This is a genomic window from Halostagnicola kamekurae, assembly GCF_900116205.1.
In the GTDB taxonomy this organism is placed as follows: domain Archaea; phylum Halobacteriota; class Halobacteria; order Halobacteriales; family Natrialbaceae; genus Halostagnicola; species Halostagnicola kamekurae.
In genome coordinates this window covers 698039-714988 of the sequence record NZ_FOZS01000002.1, presented here as the reverse complement: position 1 = coordinate 714988, position 16950 = coordinate 698039, and the positions used below count along the sequence as shown (strand labels likewise).

The 16950-nt window shown below is 58.5% G+C and carries 14 protein-coding genes and 1 pseudogene; 8 read left to right on the top strand and 7 right to left on the bottom strand.

The features are described 5' to 3' along the window. Positions 1 to 4: 4 nt before the first annotated feature. Together rnhB and BM348_RS11390 are read right to left on the bottom strand one after the other, a co-directional pair. Positions 5 to 679, bottom strand: coding sequence for a ribonuclease HII (rnhB, locus tag BM348_RS11395; protein ID WP_092904937.1), 675 nt, complete (start codon positions 677 to 679; stop codon positions 5 to 7). Between the two features lie 82 nt (positions 680 to 761). Then, complete coding sequence (locus BM348_RS11390) at positions 762 to 2150, bottom strand: tRNA pseudouridine(54/55) synthase Pus10 (protein WP_092904936.1); 1389 nt, start codon at positions 2148 to 2150, stop codon at positions 762 to 764. A 148-nt stretch (positions 2151 to 2298) separates the two neighbouring features. Between BM348_RS11390 and BM348_RS11385 the strand changes: the two genes are divergently transcribed. Further along, complete coding sequence (locus tag BM348_RS11385) at positions 2299 to 3363, top strand: S1C family serine protease (RefSeq protein ID WP_092904935.1); 1065 nt, start codon at positions 2299 to 2301, stop codon at positions 3361 to 3363. A gap of 88 nt (positions 3364 to 3451) precedes the next feature. On the opposite strand, the gene BM348_RS11380 is transcribed toward BM348_RS11385, so the two are convergent. Then, positions 3452 to 4597, bottom strand: coding sequence for an acyl-CoA dehydrogenase (locus tag BM348_RS11380; RefSeq protein ID WP_092904934.1), 1146 nt, complete (start codon positions 4595 to 4597; stop codon positions 3452 to 3454). A gap of 204 nt (positions 4598 to 4801) precedes the next feature. On the opposite strand from BM348_RS11380, the gene BM348_RS11375 reads away from it, so the two are divergent. Next, the gene (locus tag BM348_RS11375; protein WP_092904933.1) at positions 4802 to 5848 is read left to right on the top strand and encodes a phytoene/squalene synthase family protein; all 1047 of its coding nucleotides are present in this window, start codon (positions 4802 to 4804) and stop codon (positions 5846 to 5848) included. A 151-nt stretch (positions 5849 to 5999) separates the two neighbouring features. On the opposite strand, the gene BM348_RS11370 is transcribed toward BM348_RS11375, so the two are convergent. Beyond that, the gene (locus BM348_RS11370) at positions 6000 to 6854 is read right to left on the bottom strand and encodes a 3-hydroxyacyl-CoA dehydrogenase family protein (RefSeq protein WP_092904932.1); all 855 of its coding nucleotides are present in this window, start codon (positions 6852 to 6854) and stop codon (positions 6000 to 6002) included. Between the two features lie 57 nt (positions 6855 to 6911). On the opposite strand from BM348_RS11370, the gene BM348_RS11365 reads away from it, so the two are divergent. From BM348_RS11365 to BM348_RS11355, 3 genes and pseudogenes are all read left to right on the top strand, one after another. Then, on the top strand, positions 6912 to 7604 hold the full coding sequence (locus BM348_RS11365) for a hypothetical protein (RefSeq protein WP_245779458.1): 693 nt from the start codon (positions 6912 to 6914) through the stop codon (positions 7602 to 7604). Between the two features lie 156 nt (positions 7605 to 7760). Beyond that, a complete protein-coding gene (locus tag BM348_RS11360) occupies positions 7761 to 8336 on the top strand; it encodes a TlpA disulfide reductase family protein (RefSeq protein ID WP_092904931.1) in 576 nt (191 codons plus the stop codon). Between the two features lie 182 nt (positions 8337 to 8518). Continuing rightward, positions 8519 to 9143 (top strand): annotated as a pseudogene (locus tag BM348_RS11355) (IS6 family transposase); the annotation flags it as partial. A gap of 576 nt (positions 9144 to 9719) precedes the next feature. Here BM348_RS11355 and BM348_RS20640 read toward each other — a convergent pair. Further along, positions 9720 to 10691: a hypothetical protein gene (locus BM348_RS20640; protein WP_139231184.1), complete on the bottom strand. Its 972-nt coding sequence runs from the start codon at positions 10689 to 10691 to the stop codon at positions 9720 to 9722. A 346-nt stretch (positions 10692 to 11037) separates the two neighbouring features. Between BM348_RS20640 and BM348_RS11350 the strand changes: the two genes are divergently transcribed. Further along, positions 11038 to 12384, top strand: coding sequence for a S8 family peptidase (locus BM348_RS11350; protein WP_175507170.1), 1347 nt, complete (start codon positions 11038 to 11040; stop codon positions 12382 to 12384). Positions 12385 to 12558: 174 nt separating this feature from the next. After that, complete coding sequence (locus BM348_RS11345; RefSeq protein ID WP_175507169.1) at positions 12559 to 13548, top strand: M48 family metallopeptidase; 990 nt, start codon at positions 12559 to 12561, stop codon at positions 13546 to 13548. A gap of 653 nt (positions 13549 to 14201) precedes the next feature. On the opposite strand, the gene BM348_RS11340 is transcribed toward BM348_RS11345, so the two are convergent. Further along, positions 14202 to 14549 carry a DUF5658 family protein gene (locus BM348_RS11340; RefSeq protein WP_092904928.1) on the bottom strand — a complete coding sequence of 116 codons (348 nt, stop codon included), beginning with the start codon at positions 14547 to 14549 and terminating at the stop codon, positions 14202 to 14204. A gap of 341 nt (positions 14550 to 14890) precedes the next feature. Between BM348_RS11340 and BM348_RS11335 the strand changes: the two genes are divergently transcribed. Continuing rightward, positions 14891 to 15085 carry a hypothetical protein gene (locus BM348_RS11335; RefSeq protein WP_092904927.1) on the top strand — a complete coding sequence of 65 codons (195 nt, stop codon included), beginning with the start codon at positions 14891 to 14893 and terminating at the stop codon, positions 15083 to 15085. A 16-nt stretch (positions 15086 to 15101) separates the two neighbouring features. Here the strand turns inward: BM348_RS11335 and BM348_RS11330 are convergent, their stop codons facing one another. Further along, positions 15102 to 16943: an acyl-CoA carboxylase subunit beta gene (locus BM348_RS11330; RefSeq protein ID WP_092904926.1), complete on the bottom strand. Its 1842-nt coding sequence runs from the start codon at positions 16941 to 16943 to the stop codon at positions 15102 to 15104. Positions 16944 to 16950: the final 7 nt, after the last annotated feature.

The window sequence follows — 16950 nt, the reverse complement described above, 5'->3', positions numbered from 1 at the left end:
GAACTCAGAATCCCCCGAGCGTCGTCTGATTCGCCGCCGCGAGCGCGTCTGCACACGTCGACCACGACTCGCGGGCGAAGGGCGGCAACTCGCCCGTCTCCTCGACGTAGGACTCGAGGAACGCTCGGGTTTTGGGATCGCCGGGGTAACCGCTGCCGATCTCGCCGTACTCCGCGGCGAGGTCGGCGACGTGGGCGTCGCGCTCGACTTTCGCCACGATGCTCGCCGCGCCGACGAGGTCGGAGTCGTCGTCCGCGCCGTGGCGGGCGTCGACGGTCGCCTCGAGCGAGCAGGCATCGCTCACTCGCCGGGCGAACCGATCCGCGTCGGTATCGCAGGCGTCACAGAGGCCGGAAATAGCTGCGTTCTCTGACTGGTCCGAAACCGCGAGCCCCGCCGTCGCGTCCTCGATCGCGTTTGCGTGCGCGCTCACAGCGAGGGCGTTCATGTTCGTCTCGGGATCGTCGATCCGCGCCGTCGAAACCTCGGCGACGCCGACGTGGACGCCGTCGGTCTCGCGAAGCGTTTCGGCCAGTTCCTCGCGCCGCTCGGCCGTGAGCCGCTTCGAATCGGCGATTCCGTCGGGCAGCCGCTCGAGATCGTCCACGCAGACGGTCGCGGCGAACATCGAGCCGAACACCGGTCCCTTGCCGGCTTCGTCGACCCCGAACTGGTACATGACAGTCCGTGGTTGGGCGACGGGCAAAATCGTTGCTTTCCGTCGCGCGCTCGAGCGCAGCGAAAACGATACCCGAAACCGGTCAGGCCGAGCGGTCGTCCCGGAAGTACTCCTCGCGTTCGAACGGTTCGTCCTCCCCCTCGACGCCGGTGACGTCGAGCGCGGTCACCTCGGCGTCGACCTCGAGCAGGCCCGCCAGACTCGGCTCGGTGCGGCCGTCGTCGCTGCTGATGAGTTCCTTGACGTAGAGCCCGCCTTCGCCGTGAAGCCGGACTTCGGCTCGCGTCGGTTCGCTGAGTTCGCCGTCGATCTCGTAGACGGTTCGCGTGCGGGTGATGTTCGCCCGTCGGTGGTCGACCCGCTGTGGGGTGTACTGCTCGAGGGTCGTTCCGTCGAGTTCGGCAAGCGCGCCCTCGAAAGCCGCTTTGTCGACGGGTTCTCCGAACTCGACGTCGGCCCGGTAGCGCTTGCTCGCGTCGTGTTCCTTGACGCGTTCGACCATCTCGTAGCTCGCGAGACGGAGTCCCTCGACCTCGACCGCGCCGTCGGCCGCGTCGTTGATCTCGCGCTCGAGCGCTTCCGGATCCGGATCGCGGATTCGCGGGTCTTTGACCTCGAGGACGAACGGGCGACCGCCCTCGAGCATCCGGGCGTCGACGTCCTCGCGGCCCGCGCCGTGGAAGGTACCCTCGTCGCCGTCCATCGCCGCGACGACGTGGGGGCGAACGACCTGTTCGACGCTCGTGTCGTACATGTAGCCCGATCCCCCGCAGTAGTCACAGGGCTCCTCGCCGTCGTCGCCCAACTGAACGCCGCTTCCGCCACACTCCCGACAGGGCCACTCGGTCTGAGGAATGTCCCGCTCGAGCTTTCGGTAGCGCCCGTAGACGAACGCGGGGTTGACCTGCAGGTCGACGGCGTGGCTCGTCACCGACCGCGGTTCCACGGCGGCCTCCCCACCCGCTTCGCCAGCTTCGGTCTCGAGCAGGTCGAACGGATCGAAGCCGTCGAGGTCGACGATAGCGAGGACGTCGGGGCGTTCGAACCCGACTTCCGCGCCGGTTTCCGCGCCGACGCGGCGACCGACCTCCCGGTTCACCTCGCGTTTGAGTGACTCGCCGACGTCCGGCTCGAGGCCGGCGTCCTCGCGGAAGAGGTCCTCGTTCTCCTCGATCAGCGGTGGGATGCGGCTCCCGACCTGGTAGGTCGCGAAGTCGATCCCCTCGAGCGCGTCGACGATCGTTTCGGCGATCGCGTCGAACGTTCCGCAGTACCCCTCACAGACCCAGCACTCGAGCGGCTCGACGGGGTCGAAATCCGCGTCGTCCTCGAGCGCGATCGTCGTCCGAAGCGCGCGCCCCCGCTCGGCGTTCGTCAGGCCGAAACTGCGTTCGGCGAACGGACGCCCGAGACAGGAGTCACAGACCGGCCCCGTCGCCAGCAACTCCCGGGCGTCTTCCGTGGGTGTCATATCTGGGGTGTCGGGTCGCCGTCGATAACACGCTTTCCCTTCCGTTCGGCGACGGATCGCGTATGGCGCTCCCACGTCCCGTCCTCGAGTGTCACGAGTCGGTGACCGTCTTCCCGGCTTTGATATCGGTCGAATCCCAAGGTGGCGTATGGACAACGTTACTCGCCGCCGTTATCTCGCCGCGGCCGCGACCGGCATCACTGGCGTCGTGGCGGGGTGTGCAGCGCCCCAATCGGAGAGTTCCGTTCCAGGGAGTTCGTCCACTGAACTCGAGGTAGACGGCGACCTCGCCGGCGAATCAGCCTACACGCAGGTCTACGACGCGGTCATCGATTCTATCGCACAGGTCCGCGCCTACGGCGTCGAGAGCCCGAGACGCCTCGGAGAGGGGACCGGACAAGGGTCGGGCTTTCTCGTCGCACTCGAGCAAGATGGAGCGTATCTCATCACCAACGAACACGTCGTCTCCGGGGCTGATTCGGTCGAGATCCAGTACATCGGCGGCGACTGGACGACCGCCACCATCGCCGGAACGGACTACTACAGCGATCTGGCCGTTCTCGCGGTCGATCACGTGCCGGACGATGCCGTGTCGCTCCCGCTGAGCGAGCAGACGCCGGTCGTCGGCCAGCAGGTCCTCGCAATCGGCGCGCCGTACGGGCTCGAGGGATCCGTTTCACAGGGGATCGTCAGCGGCGTCAACCGCTCGGTCGACGTCTCCTATCGCCGGTTTCCGTTCCCGAACGCGATCCAGACCGACGCGGCGGTCAACCCCGGCAACAGCGGCGGCCCGCTCGTCGACCTCGAGGGCCGAGCCATCGGCGTCGTCAATGCCGGCGGCGGCGACAACATCGGCTTTGCCATCTCCGCCGCGCTCGCCCGTCGCGTCGTCCCGGCGCTGGCCGACGACGGCGTGTACGAACACTCGTATCTCGGGATCAGCTACCGAGAGGTCACCAGAGCGGTCGTCGAGGAGTACGGCCTCGAGGAGGCGTCCGGCGTTCTCGTTTCCAGCGTCGATCCGAACGGTCCCGCTGACGACGAACTCGAGCGCGGCGACGTTATCTACGAACTCGACGGGGAACCGATCCCCGACCGCCACGCGCTGGGGACGTATCTCGCACTCGAGACTCGTCCCGGCGACGAGGTCGGCATCGAGTTCTGGCGAGACGGCCAGGAGAGGACGGTGACGGTCACGCTCGGGAGTCGCTAACGGCTGGGCCCGGAGCCGAAGGGACGGAGGGCAAAAAGAGACTGAACGGAAAGAGACAGACGAACGGGTCGTTCGGAGTCGTCTCGCGTCAGGACTCGAGTACCTGATCGCCGATCGTGTTCCGAAGCACTTCGCTGGTCCCCTCGTAGATCTCGTTGAGTTTCGCGTCCCGGTAGAACCGCTCTGCCGGGAAGTCCTTCGTGTAGCCGTAGCCGCCGTGGATCTGGATCCCCTCGTTTGCGACCTCTCGAGACACCTCCGAGGCGTAGAGTTTGGCCTGCGCCGCGTGTTTAATGAAGTCCTCGTCTCGAATCTTTCGATCGGCCGCACGGTGCATGAGCAGCTTCGCGGCCTGTACCTTCGTGTCCATGTCGGCCAGTTTGTGTTTGATCGCCTGAAACTCGCCGATGGGCTGGTCGAACTGCTCGCGTTCGTTCGCGTAGTCGGTCGCCTCCTCGAGGGCCGCTCGAGCGATGCCGACGCCCCGGGCGGCGATGGTGATTCGACCGCCGTTGAGCGTCTTCAGCGCCTGCACGAATCCCTCGCCCTCCTCGCCGAGCATTCGATCCGCCGGGACGCGAAGGTCGTCGAACCGGAGTTCGGCGGTCGGACAGCCCTTGTCGCCGAGTTTCTCTTCCGTTCCTTCCACGACGAAGCCGTCGTCCTCGTCCGGCCGAACGATAAACGACGAGATACCCTTGTTGCCGGCTTCGGGGTCCGTTTTCGCGAACAGCGTTATCGTGTCCGCGACCGAGCCGTTCGAGATCCAGAGCTTCCCGCCGTCGATGACGTACTCGTCGCCGTCTTTTTGCGCGGTCGTCGTCATCGACGGAACGTCGCTGCCCGCACCGGCTTCCGAGAGCGCGAACGCGCCGATGTCCGACCCTTCGGCGAGCGGCGTCAGATACTCGCTTTTCTGGTCCTCGGATCCGAACTCGTAGAGCATGTTGCCCGCCAGCGAGGTGTGGGCGGCGACGATCGTCCCCAGTCCGCCCGAGCCTCGGGAGAGCTCCTCGAGGCCGATCGCGTAGGAGTGATAGTCGAGCCCGGCGCCGCCGTACTCCTCGGGGAAGGGCATCCCCAGCAAGCCGAGTTCGGCCATCTCGTCGACGAGGTCTGCCGGAAACTCGTCGTCGTGGTCGATCTCACCCGCGACGGGGACGACCTCTTCGTCGACGAACTCGGAAACCATCTCGCGGATCTGTCGTTGTTCGGCCGAGAGCGCGAAGTCCATACGCGAGGTATCGACCGGTCGATCCTTTACAGTTGCTGTAACTCCGCTCGAGTTCACTCGCGTGGCCGCGAGTCAGCCGTGGGCCGACCAGTGGCTGCAAGGCGACGAACTGACGCGCCGAAATCGGGTATCTGTCCCCCGCTGAAGGTCGCAACCGGGACCGCGGTGTTTTTCCGGAAAGCCCGCTAATAGAGTTGCACGTAGATGACTTCGGGCCAGCGCGAACTGACGACGGACGCCGATTTCGAGTGGTGTTTCGAGGCCGTACACGGGGTCTCACGGACGTTCTCGATAACTATCGACCGACTCGAGGAGCCGATGGCCGGACACATCTGTGTCGGCTATCTCCTCTGTCGAATCGCGGATACGATCGAGGACGCGGGTCACATTCCAGCCGGGACCCAGACGGAACTGCTCGACTCGTACGACCGGTTGCTCGACCCGGAAGACGACATCGCCGTCGAGCAGTTCATGGACGACGTCGAGCCGTGGATCCCCGAAGAGACTACCGACGACTGGGAGGTCGTCGCCCAGACGCCGCGGGTCCTCGACACCTTCGACGCGCTCGAGGACGAACCGCGCGAGATCATGCGCGAACCGGTCCGGGAACTCGTCGGCGGGATGGCGATGTTCACGAGCCGATACGCCGACGAGGGCGGGCTCCGCCTCCAGACCGTCGAGGAACTCGAGGAGTACTGCTGGTACGCGGCCGGCACGGTCGGGACACTCATCACCGGGCTCGTCGCTCGCGGCGTCTCGGCGGATCGAGCCGAGGAGATGCGGGACAACGCCCGGTCGTTCGCCCTGCTCTTGCAACTGGTCAACATCGCGAAAGACGTCGAGACCGATTACCGCGAGGAGAACAACGTCTACCTCCCCGCCGAGTGGCTCGAGGAGGAAGACGTGCCCGTCGAGGAAGTCACCCACGAGGAGAACCATGGCGGCGTCACGAACGTCATCAAGCGCGTCACCGGACGGGCGGAAACCTACCTCGACGACGCCCACCGCTATCTCGAGATCATCCCCGAACACCGCGGCAACAAGCTCTCGGCGTGGGCGATCCCGTACCTGCTCGCGGTCGGCACCATGCGGGAACTCCGCGAACGGCCCGAAGACGTCGTCCGCGACGGCGACGTGAAGATCTCTCGAGCGGAAGTGTACGAGCTCATCAGCCAGTTCGAGGAGGGCGTCGCTCGGGGGAACCTCTCGACCCTTCGCAGCGAGATGGCGGAAGGACCGCTGCACCAGTAGCCGGCCCGTGCGCCGGCAGTCCACCGGTCCCGTCACCAACGGCCCGTCGATTTCTTTCCTAACAGGTTGTCGATCTCGCCATCAATGGCCCGTCGATTCCATTCCCAACGATTCGTCGATCCCGTCACCAACGGGACCGTCCCGACGACGCTCACTCGTACTCGTAAAAGCCCGACCCCGTCTTTTTGCCGAGTTCACCCGCCTCGACCTTCCGTTTGAGTAGATAGGCCGGTCGATATCGATCCCCGAGTTCCTCGTGGAGCGTCTCGGTCGCGTGGAGACAGACGTCGAGTCCGATGTGGTCGGCGAGCGTCAGCGGTCCCATCGGGACGTTCGTCCCGAGTTCCATCCCGGCGTCGATGTCGTCTTTCGTGGCCACGCCCTCGTCGTAGGCACGGATTCCCTCGTTGATCCAGGGCATCAGGATGCGGTTCGTAACGAACCCCGGTTTGTCGTCGGACTCCCAGGTCGTCTTCCCCAGCTCCTCGGCGATTCCGTGGGCCAGTTCTCGGGTCGACCCGCTCGTCTTCTCCCCGACGACGACCTCGACGCCTTCCATGATCGGGACCGGATTCATGAAGTGCAAACCGACCACCCGATCGGGGCGGTCGAGACTCGATGCGATGGACGTAATCGAGAGCGTGCTCGTGTTCGTCGCGAGGACGACCGACGGCTCACAGACCCCCTCGAGTTCCTCGAAGATATCCCGCTTGACCGAGAGGTCCTCGAGCGCGGCCTCGACGACGAGGTCGCAGTCGGCGAGCGCCTTGAGGGCCGTCGTTCCCTCGATTCGCTCGCGGATCGTCGCCGGGGATTCGGCGAGGTCGTCTCTGTCGGCGAGTCGCTCGAGACTGTCGTCGATCGAGTCGAAGCCGCTCTCGACGAGTTCGGTGTCGATATCGCGCACGACAACGTCGTAGCCCGCGGTTGCGGCGACCTGTGCGATTCCACTGCCCATGGTTCCTGCGCCGACGACGCCAATTCGGTCGATGCTCTCACGAACCATACTTCGACCGTCACGAGAGGCGGTGGTAAGCCTACCGGTGGTGACGATCTCACGGCAATTCCGCCGTTCGGCGTCAAATGGGCCCGCCACGACGACCGCGTTCGACTCCGCAACGACGACCGCGTTCGACCCGTCGGGGACAACTTTCAAGACGAGACGCCGAGAGGTACGGATAGACTGGTGTCCCGCGTGAGCAACGACGCCGCCGTTGAGCGAACGGACGAGTCGCGGATCGAGGATCGAATCCGCGACTCCCTCGAGCGAGCCGACATCGATCCGGATCGGGTCGCCGAGAAGGCCTACTCCTTTCGTATGCTGCTCGAGGCCGGCCTCGACGAGTCGGACGCCGAGACGCTCCGACGGCGGTTTTCGTTGCCGTGGTCGTTCGAAACCGACGGCGACCTCGACAGGCGCTCGACGACGGTTCGGGGGCTCGGCGACGCCGAACGCGAGTGGGTCGTCGCCAGCGCCGACGAGGACTGGCAGGCGTTCGAGAACGTCTCTCCTCCGGACGAGCCAACGGAGTCGGCCGACGAACCCGAGCGCCCCTACCCCCACCCGACTCCCCTCGAGCGCGTTACCGGCGTCGGCCCCGACGACGCGGATCGGCTGGCGACCGCCGGCATCACCTCCGCGGAGCGACTCGCGACGATCCGCGCCGCCGAGGTGGCCGAGGTTCTCGAGCTAAACGTCCTGCACGTCAGAACCTGGCGACACAACGCCAGAGAACTCCTCGAGGAGACATCCTAGTAGTTTCGTCGGAGGGAGCTAATTCGACCCGTACTCGAGCGATCACGTCGGCTATCCGACTCGAACCCGAAGGTCCTTTTCCGTCGAGTCCGTACAATCGTGTATGTTCGGTCCCGCTAACACACTCGTTCGAGTGACAGTCGCGGAGGGATCGCGATGAAACGCCGGGAGGCGATCGCCGGCGTCGCCAGTCTCGGGACGCTCGGCAGCGGCGTCGCCCTCTGGCAAACCGGAGTGCCGTCGTTCGGGGGTGAAACCGATTCGTCGGAACGCGATTCCGGGAACGAAGACGACGGTCCGCCAACAGTCCGGACGATCGACGCCGGGGCGAGCGAGGCCGGGACGCAGGTGCTCCCGCCCGAGGGGACGATTTCGGTGCTCAATTTCTTCGTCACCTACTGCGGGTACTGCAAACAACAGATGGGACCGCTCGCGGAGGCCAGAGCGGAGATCGACGACGACGTTCGATTCCTCTCGATAACGACCCAGACGATCGGCAAGACCCTCGAGAAAGACAGGCTCCGCGAGTGGTGGAAAGACTACGACGGGGCGTGGGACGTCGGCCACGGGTCGACGTACTCGTTCCGCCAGCAGTACGACGTCATCGGCACGCCGGTAACACTCGTCATCGACGAAGCGGGCGAAACGGTCTTGAACAGTGACGCGTCGATCGTCAGTTCGGGCGCAATCGTCGGCGCCGTCAACGAAGCCAGAGACGGCGAGAGCGCTTGACATCCTCTCCGCACTGAAGCGCGAGGATTCCCACGGTGCGATATTGTGGTTTACGACGTGATTTATTCTCGAGGTGTGAACGCACCAGTCTCCTCGTCAAACAAGTATGTCAATGGCTGTGCCAACCGGTGCTGTTCAGATTAGAGTTTGAAGGAGTGAGGCGGTGGAATTCCGTTGTACTTATGCCAGAATTCTACCTCCTCGGCGGGTCTAGCATCGCCATCCAGTTAGACTTTGTAGAACGCGAGGAGACACCGCACGAGCGGATGTAGTCGAGTATTCAGCTCCAACTGCGCGGATTATTACTTTCGGATACTGCATTTGTCTTGGAAAGTTTCGGTGTCAAACGGGCGCGATTGACCGTCCATAACTCGATGCAGAAAGCCGATCTACAGCCGACAGATGGCAAACAGCCGGATCACGTCACGGTCGACGAACCCGTGATCCAATTCGACGATCAACGCTACTAGCTGCACGCTGCTGTTGATCCCGAAACCAATGAATTCTCCATGTCAGGCTATTTTCGACCCGGTACGAAGGTGTCACTTCGGTCTTTCTCTCCGAACTCACGAGGAACATGACGTTAAAGATGCCGTGTTTTTCGTCGGTTTAGCACCCCAGCTCAAAGCGGCACTTCATCGATACGGACTCCGATTTCGATACGAAAAACACGAAAATCGGAACGCTGTTGAGCAGTTCTTCCAAGAGATGAAACGACGTATATGACAATTTTGAAACCATCTCAGAAGCAAACCGAAAACCGGTGAAGCATGGCTGCAGAGCGACGTATACTGCTGGAACCAGCTATCTGAACAATACCGTAAAGTTCACTGTTTGCTTGCTGGTTGGAGTGCACATCCTCAGCAAGTAGACGTTCTAACTAACGGCTTTGTGACGTACTGAGAATTAGCATATCATCCGAAGCTGTGGGTATCAGTCCCGCTGATTCTCGAGCACGCGGTATCTTTCATGTCCCGACTGTGTATTGTTATCGAAACCGATGGCAGGCGATAGTGAAACTTGGCTAAGACAATCTCCGTACCGATATATAATACAAATACAATGCTACCAAACCAAATATTAGAAGTGAGACGCTATATAAGATTGGCATGCTATTATAGATGCTCGCTGCCGAGGATATTATTACGGAAACTCCTATGAGTAAATAGATTCGGTGATGTTTAACGTGCTTTAGGCCGGAGAGGACTGCCGCTGCTAATAGCGATAAGTATAAAACCTTGAATGATATCGGGTCTGACTGATCGTAAAGTAAGACTACACCTACTAATATAATGGCCGAACCAAAAATATGAGGTGTTCTTATCTTTTCAGTAATAGAAATCATAGGTATAACTATGAATGGGAGAGTATTAAGCTTTGTTGTTAGATAGGATCAGGAACACCATCAGCAATAATAATAGCAATAACAATTAAAAGAAGGACTCCGATAATTTCGCTCCCTATTGAACCTCGGCTAGGTCCTCCCTGTTCGTCAATCCAATCAAGTATATCTCCCTTGACGTCGTTAATCTCATCAACAATATCGTCAACCGCTGCAGTTGGACTAGGTGGGTCAATGTGGAACCTGGCACATTCACCGTCTGGTGTGCCGACCCAAACTCCATTTAGATCTTCTTCCACACCAGCCCAGAATGAGAGTGTTGAAACAACATCAAAACCATCCCATCCTAACACCTTATGCGTAACTGACACACTCGCAGAGGCAAGGGGTGGAGTACGTCCACTATTACAATCTCTTGGCTCCCCAATAGTCATAGGATCAGTATTCACGCACCACTGGTCTCTACCAGTTGGAACACAGACGGTGAAAGGAATTGCGTTAGGAGTCGGAATTGAGGGGAGTGCTGGTTCAGCACCCTTGCTTTCCGTAACATTTTCATTTAGTACTACTTCTTCTTCCACCTCATATGACTGTGGGATATCTACTGCGCATCGTTTCAAATTCTTTTGGAAAGAAAGGTAATTTTCACCGATCCATTTTGGCCCATAGACGCCTGCCTTTGGAGAATCTGTAATGCGATAGACTTTATTTGCTTTGTCCTCCTTTGATTGAATTCCTTCAGCAATAAATAGGTCAAGTGCACTTTCACCACGCGAAGAAATGAAAGCGACGCGATCTTGTGATGGATGTTTAGCTACTCCTGGAACATCAGTAAGGCCATTGACTGATGCGATTCCCCGAACCGTTTTATTGTATATTGTGGCATCGACTTCTGGGTATTGCTCTCCAGTATCTGCTGCTAACACTCGTCCTGAACCTGCTGTTAGCAGTGCGCCTGTTGCGCCGATTGTCTTCAGCACCTTACGTCTGGAATTGCTAAGTTGGTTCGCCATACATTAATATTTACCAACCTAATATTTTGTATCTTACTAACTTCTGTAGTTTAAATATACATCCGGTATAGTTATTCTTTACCTTTATGGCAACCTTTACATATAATTTAGTTTGAGTGAATTGATTGACAGCAACCAATAACAGAGATGCAGTAAGCAGTAAAAACGCAAATCGAATTCAAAAAGCATAAAATATTATATTAGTATAGTATACTAATACACCAGAACATTATTATGGAATGAAATTACAACATCATTATTAGAAGGTTCTTTTATTAGTACTATGATGGGGAAGGTTACACCCTACTCAAGACGATCAATAATTAAAAGTATCGTAGGAAGCAGTATGGCAGTCACTGCGATCGGTATTGGAAACGCAAGTGACCGAGTAGTTCCAGATGAACAACATCTATATATTGTTCTTGGGGGCGGTTCCAACCTACGAACTCGAATCACACAGGCTGGATTCGAAATCTTACATGAACTTGCTGAGAAATCGGTTCTTATCATCCAAGGGCCTGAAGATAGGCTCAACCAGCTCCAGTCAATGGCAGTAATTGAAGATGTGATTCCAGATGAGGTGTACGCCTTTAATGAGATCAATCGGACAGAGGACGAACTGATTGGCACTAACGGATCGCTGTACGAAAAACAGTGGGACAAACAGATCACCCAGACAGCAGCGGCCCATGATCTGGCAACAGGCAAGGGAACGACAGTTGCAGTCATTGACAGTGGTATCAGTCATATACATCCAGTACTCGAACCCAATATCGACGTTAGCCGAGGTCGCCTCTTTCGATATGGTCGTATTCACTCGGGAAGCAACGAAGTTCTTGTCGCCGAAAAGCCAGGAACTAACTCAGTAGTATCGTCGATCACTCAGCCTGTCGCTGGCGATGTTTCTGGACATGGCACTCCCGTTGCCGGGATCACTGCTGCTGTAGGCAACGATACTGGTATCATCGGAATGGCACCAAATGCGAATATCGTCTCGCTTCGCACTATGTTCTTCGAGCGGATCAACGAGTTCATTGGCACACTCGTAGGGACGATCACCGACACTCTTCTCGCGATCGATTATGCAGTTGAGATAGGTGTCGACGTAATTAACCTCAGCTTTGGACATATGTTCCCGTCTAATAGTAGGGCTTTTACTGCGTATCGCCGTCTGGTCCAATACGCGATTGAGCATGGTGTCGTCGTTGTAGCTGCCGCTAGAAACCAAGGAATCAATTTGAACAAAAAAACGGAGTACATTTTGCCAGCCGATACTCTAGGAACAATTACCGTCGCCGCAACCGGACCTACCGACAAGCGAAGCTACTACTCGAATTATGGAGATAGGACAGTTGATGTTGCCGCACCTGGTGGTGGCTACGAAACATCTGAGAAAACAAAGTTTGCAAAGCCTGAGAGGGTTGAATATCCGGGTTCAACGAACAAAGTACTTTCAGCTGTTGCAAAAGACATCCATGGTTCGCACTACGACTACGTATCCGGGACATCGATGGCTGCACCTCAGGTATCGGGTCTAGCATGTCTCCTTCGTGAACTCAACCCTGATCTCCATCCACGGCGTGTCCATCAGGCGATTGAGCAAGGTGCGATAGAACTTTCCGGCGAATATACATCTGGGCTTGGTGCTGGCCGTATTAATGCTCTTAAGACGCTTGAGCGCGTCGCAGACTGATTAAATCTAGAACTCGAAGCTGACACCTTCTTTTTGAAGGCCCACGCCCAACGTCATGGTTGATGAAATATTCAACAGTAAACTGGCAGGCTCGTGTGAGAATTCGGAATCAAGGAATGAATATCACAGCGAAATCAAAGAAGGAAAGTCGTGAAGGCGCTCATGTGGCACGTAATGGAAACGAATGCTCAAAGAGTTTATTTGTATAGCTTGATAGGGATAACGCTTCTTGGGCTTGGAATAACAGCCCTTCTGGCAGCTGTTGTTTCTGGTAGTATTGTATCTACCTCTTTATTCTTCATTTATGCTATTTTGCTCCAACCGCCGGAATTGCCGTCTACTGAAACCCTATTCTTGGTCGGTTCTGGTGCTGGTACCTGTATTCTGACTCTTCTTCTATGGGGTGAACAACATGCTCCTGCACACTCGATCAGAGCAGTCAATGCTACTCATATCCAAGAAGATAAGCATCCAGAATTGATGAATACCGTTCAATTAGTCGCTCATCAAGTCTCGACTCCTGTGCCAGATATTTATATTGCTCCAATTGAAACACCTTTTTCTTTCACAACGGGATTCAGACCACAAACTGCACGACTTGTTATTAGTGAAGGACTATTATCAATACTTGACCAAAGTGAGGTTGAGGCCGTTATGGCACATGAAGTTGCTCATATAAAAAATCGAGACATGGTAGTGATGACTATCGCATCATTACCTATCGGAGCAACGAAACGTATTTTTCGTCTATTTTCAGATTCAACGGTAGGTGTTAAATATGGGCAGCCAAGCCGTGCTGATAGTACAGATTTATTTATAACGGTAGGGTTGATTCTGATACTTCCAATCTGGATTGTAGCTGTCTTATGCTGGGCAGCACTCTCTCGGACAAGAGAATTCACCGCTGACAGCGGTGCAATCTCTATTACTGGTGATCCGGCTAGTCTGGCAACTGCACTTGAAAAAATTGATACAACACTTTCAGAGCGTCCTTCGACTGATCTCCGCAATGCAGATATTTCGCCGCTCTCGATCGTTGAACCTCCACAAAAGCAGCCTGATTTCGGTGGTTTACCGTTACCAACTCGCCGATTGAACTGGTTAGTCAAAACCCATCCCAATACAGAACGACGGATCAAGCGACTCAGAAAGAAAAGATTATAAAAAGGACTTTTTCTCATTTTCATAAAAATCCGCCACACGTGCTCGCTGTTGCGCCAGTGTAGCTTCAACTATGTTCTTGCTAGTTCTCTCTTTGCTCCACTGAGTAAACCACCTCGGGATCGAGTGGTTCGAGAATCGGAGACATTTCGGCGTATCGTTGGAACTGAGTTGGCTGGTTCAAGTAAGTCGTCAGCTAGATCTGGATCGGACCAATAGAGATCGTGGCAGTCACTGTGACGAGATCGTTGTCCCGTTATTGATTGAGTTCTGCGAATTGGAAGAAGTCTGCAGACCAGGATATTTGAGACATTCTAAATAGCCTATTTTGGCTCTGATGAATCGCCATACAGCGTTAGATTGAGTGATTTCAGTGGGCCTGTGACGGAGTCCAACCACACCGCCATCACGGTTTCCTTCGGATAGTGATCGAATTGTCCCAGAGTAACACCTCAAGTCGCCGGATCTGATCCGTGGAAGCCGACGCCGTCTAGTGATTCATCAGAGCCGTATTTCTCTAACTTAATTATTCGAATCAATGTGGAACATCCAGCACTGCTATCGAACTTCGGGATGGAGGGTATTGGCGGATTCATCGCGCGCTAAAGCGCGAACCTTTCTCCTTGCTTCCCCGTAACCCGTTTCCCTCGAGCCGCTTACACGACGCTCGAGATCATGTAGAGGTTGATACCGATCGCGACCAGCCACGGCAGGGCCAGTCCCGCCGGCACGATCGGTCGGTACTCCTCGGGGAGCAAGGATCGACACCCGATGCCGACGGCGACCGCGATCAGCTTCAACCCGACCATGCCCGCCGGACCGTAGCCGTCGATCGCGCCATGAGCGATCGGGTTCGATTCGGCGAGTCCGAGGTGGAGTCCGACGAACGTCGTGACGACGTCTCCGATCAGGGCCGCACCAACGGCGACCCACAGTAGCCCCTCGAGTTCGATCGGCGACGCCTCCGTGTCGGCCGCTCTCGCGAACCCGGCAATCGAACGCATAGGCCCCTGACCGGAGTCGAACCGGCTGGCGTCGGTGACCGTCCACCGGCGATGGACCGTCTCGAGCCTCCCACGGTGTCACGGAGCGGCCGTTCGAACGCCCGCTCTACCGACCGACGTATTGTTAAGTGACCCGTAGCTCTCGATCTGCGGCGAGGTCGGCTCGCGACTCTGCGTTCGGTCGTGGAAGGGTTCGCTTACCGCCCGCCGATCCGGATCGATCTCAGCGCGAACTCACAACGTGAGATCTCGGCGCGTTTCGAGACCGCTCTCTCGACCGAACCATCAGGATAATTCATCGTGGACAGCGTTTTTACCGTGCGGTTCCCAGTGTATTCACCATGAGTCAGCGCCCTCCCACCCCCGACGAGGACCCGCCGAAGAAAGGCGTCCTCTTCTGTCCCGACTGCGGACACGAAAGTCCCGTAACGGGCGATTGGATCATCCGCGAACGGCCCACTCGAGACGTCTACGAGTGTCCGTCGTGTTCGACGACCATTCTGCGTCGCCGTCGCTTCGTTTCGCTGTCCTGTTGACCGTCCCCGCCGCCGGTCACAGAACCGTGCCGTGTTTCTTGCTCGGGAGCGATTTCTCGACGTCGGCGTAGAACTCGAAGCGGTTCTCGAGTTCCGTCCGGAGCGTGCTCGGGGGAACGATCTCGTCGATGACGACGTCGCTGGCCATGCGATGGATGTCGATGTCCTCGCGGTAGGCTTCCCGAAGCTCTCGCTCGAGGGCCTCGCGCTCGTCGGGATCGTCGACCGCGGCAAGCTTTCGGGCGTACACCGCGTTGATCGCCGCTTCGGGGCCCATGATCGCGATCTCTCCGGAGGGGAGACCGATGACGCTCTCGGGGTCGTAGGCCGGCCCGCCCATCGCGTAGATCCCCGCACCGTAGGCTTTCCTGACTATCACCGTCTGCTGTGGGACCGTCGCCGAGGCGGTCGCGTAGATCAGCTTCTTTCCCTTCTCGAGGATCCCCTCCTTCTCGACCTGCGACCCGGCCATGAAACCCGGCGTGTCACAGAGGTACAGCAGGGGGACGTTGAACGCGTCCGCAGTCCAGATGAACCGGGCAGCCTTCTCGGCCGCGTCCGGGAAGATCGCCCCCGCGCGCCGTGCCGGCTGGTTGGCCACGATGCCTACCGGTCTCCCGTCGATCCGGGCGAACGCCGTGACGATCTCGTCGCCGTACTCCGATCCGATCTCGAGCGTCGAATCCGCGTCGACGATGCGCTCGATCACCGCGTTCATATCGTAACTCGCGTTCGGCCGCTCGGGAACCACCGCGTCGATCCCCGCGGGCGAGGAAGCCGGCGACTGACCCTCGACTCGAGGCGGCGTCTCGTCGGCGTTGCTCGGCAGATACGAGAGCAGCTTCGCGACGAGTTCGCGGGCGTGTTCCTCGTCTCGAGCGACGAGATCCGCCGAGCCCGATTCCCGCGCGTGGACGGCCGGGCCGCCGAGTTCCTGTAAGTCGATCTCCTCGCCGGTGACCATCTGCACCATCCGCGGGGAGGCGATGGCCATCGCGGACATTCCCTCGACCATCACGGTGAAATCGGCGAAGACCGGCGTGTAGGCCGCGCCGGCGATACAGGGGCCATAGAGCACGCAGATCTGCGGGACTCGACCCGAGAGCATCGAGTGGTTGTAGTAGTACTTGCCGATCCCCTCCCGGTTGGCGAAGAAGCCCGTCTGCTGGTCGATTCGACCGCCCGAGGAGTCCATCAAGTACAGTACGGGGTTGCCGGTTTTCAGCGCCCGCTGTTGCATCCGGAGGAACTTCTCGACCCCTTTCTCGGCCATGCTCCCCCGTTTGACGGTGTAATCGTTGGCCATGACGTGGACGTCCCGGCCCTCGAACGTCGCCGCTCCAGTGATGAGTCCGTCGGCCGGCAGCCTGTTGTCGCTCTCTCCCGAGTCGTCCGTCTCGACGCCGTCGGGGTGCCACTCGTCGAACGCCGCGAACTTCCCGTCTTCGAACAGGAACTCGTCCTCCGGGCCCGAGAACCAGTACTCGAGGCGGTCCCGGACGAACAACTTCCCTTCCGACGAGAGCTGTTCTCTGTACTTCCGTGGACCCCCCTCGAGGATGTCTTCGATTTCCGCCCACAGACGCTCTTCGCGATCGGTCGGCTCAGACGAGTCCGACGACCGATTCGCCGTCGTACCCGTCGCGGCCGGACTCGCTTCCTGAGTATGCTGGTCACCGCTTGCGGTGCCCGTAGACGCCGGCGTCTCGTCCGCGCTCGAGTCGACCTCGCGAACGACCGTCGGTTTGGCTTCATCGCCCACGTAGACTTCGATGTCGACGCCGACGTGTTCGACCAGCGCCGTCGCGATGGCCGTCGCTTCCGCCTCGCTCGCGCCGTCGGCGATACGAACGTGCATGCCAAAG

What these genes read in the sequence shown, in the direction of transcription:
- BM348_RS11380 (WP_092904934.1), bottom strand. Translation starts at nt 4,597, where the DNA reads ATGGACTTCGCGCTCTCGGCCGAACAACGACAGATCCGCGAGATGGTT.
- BM348_RS11385 (WP_092904935.1), top strand. Translation starts at nt 2,299, where the DNA reads ATGGACAACGTTACTCGCCGCCGTTATCTCGCCGCGGCCGCGACCGGC.
- BM348_RS11350 (WP_175507170.1), top strand. Translation starts at nt 11,038, where the DNA reads ATGGCAGTCACTGCGATCGGTATTGGAAACGCAAGTGACCGAGTAGTT.
- BM348_RS11360 (WP_092904931.1), top strand. Translation starts at nt 7,761, where the DNA reads ATGAAACGCCGGGAGGCGATCGCCGGCGTCGCCAGTCTCGGGACGCTC.
- BM348_RS11330 (WP_092904926.1), bottom strand. Translation starts at nt 16,943, where the DNA reads ATGCACGTTCGTATCGCCGACGGCGCGAGCGAGGCGGAAGCGACGGCC.
- BM348_RS11370 (WP_092904932.1), bottom strand. Translation starts at nt 6,854, where the DNA reads ATGGTTCGTGAGAGCATCGACCGAATTGGCGTCGTCGGCGCAGGAACC.
- BM348_RS11345 (WP_175507169.1), top strand. Translation starts at nt 12,559, where the DNA reads ATGGAAACGAATGCTCAAAGAGTTTATTTGTATAGCTTGATAGGGATA.
- BM348_RS11390 (WP_092904936.1), bottom strand. Translation starts at nt 2,150, where the DNA reads ATGACACCCACGGAAGACGCCCGGGAGTTGCTGGCGACGGGGCCGGTC.
- BM348_RS11340 (WP_092904928.1), bottom strand. Translation starts at nt 14,549, where the DNA reads ATGCGTTCGATTGCCGGGTTCGCGAGAGCGGCCGACACGGAGGCGTCG.
- BM348_RS11375 (WP_092904933.1), top strand. Translation starts at nt 4,802, where the DNA reads ATGACTTCGGGCCAGCGCGAACTGACGACGGACGCCGATTTCGAGTGG.
- BM348_RS11335 (WP_092904927.1), top strand. Translation starts at nt 14,891, where the DNA reads ATGAGTCAGCGCCCTCCCACCCCCGACGAGGACCCGCCGAAGAAAGGC.
- rnhB (WP_092904937.1), bottom strand. Translation starts at nt 679, where the DNA reads ATGTACCAGTTCGGGGTCGACGAAGCCGGCAAGGGACCGGTGTTCGGC.
- BM348_RS20640 (WP_139231184.1), bottom strand. Translation starts at nt 10,691, where the DNA reads ATGGCGAACCAACTTAGCAATTCCAGACGTAAGGTGCTGAAGACAATC.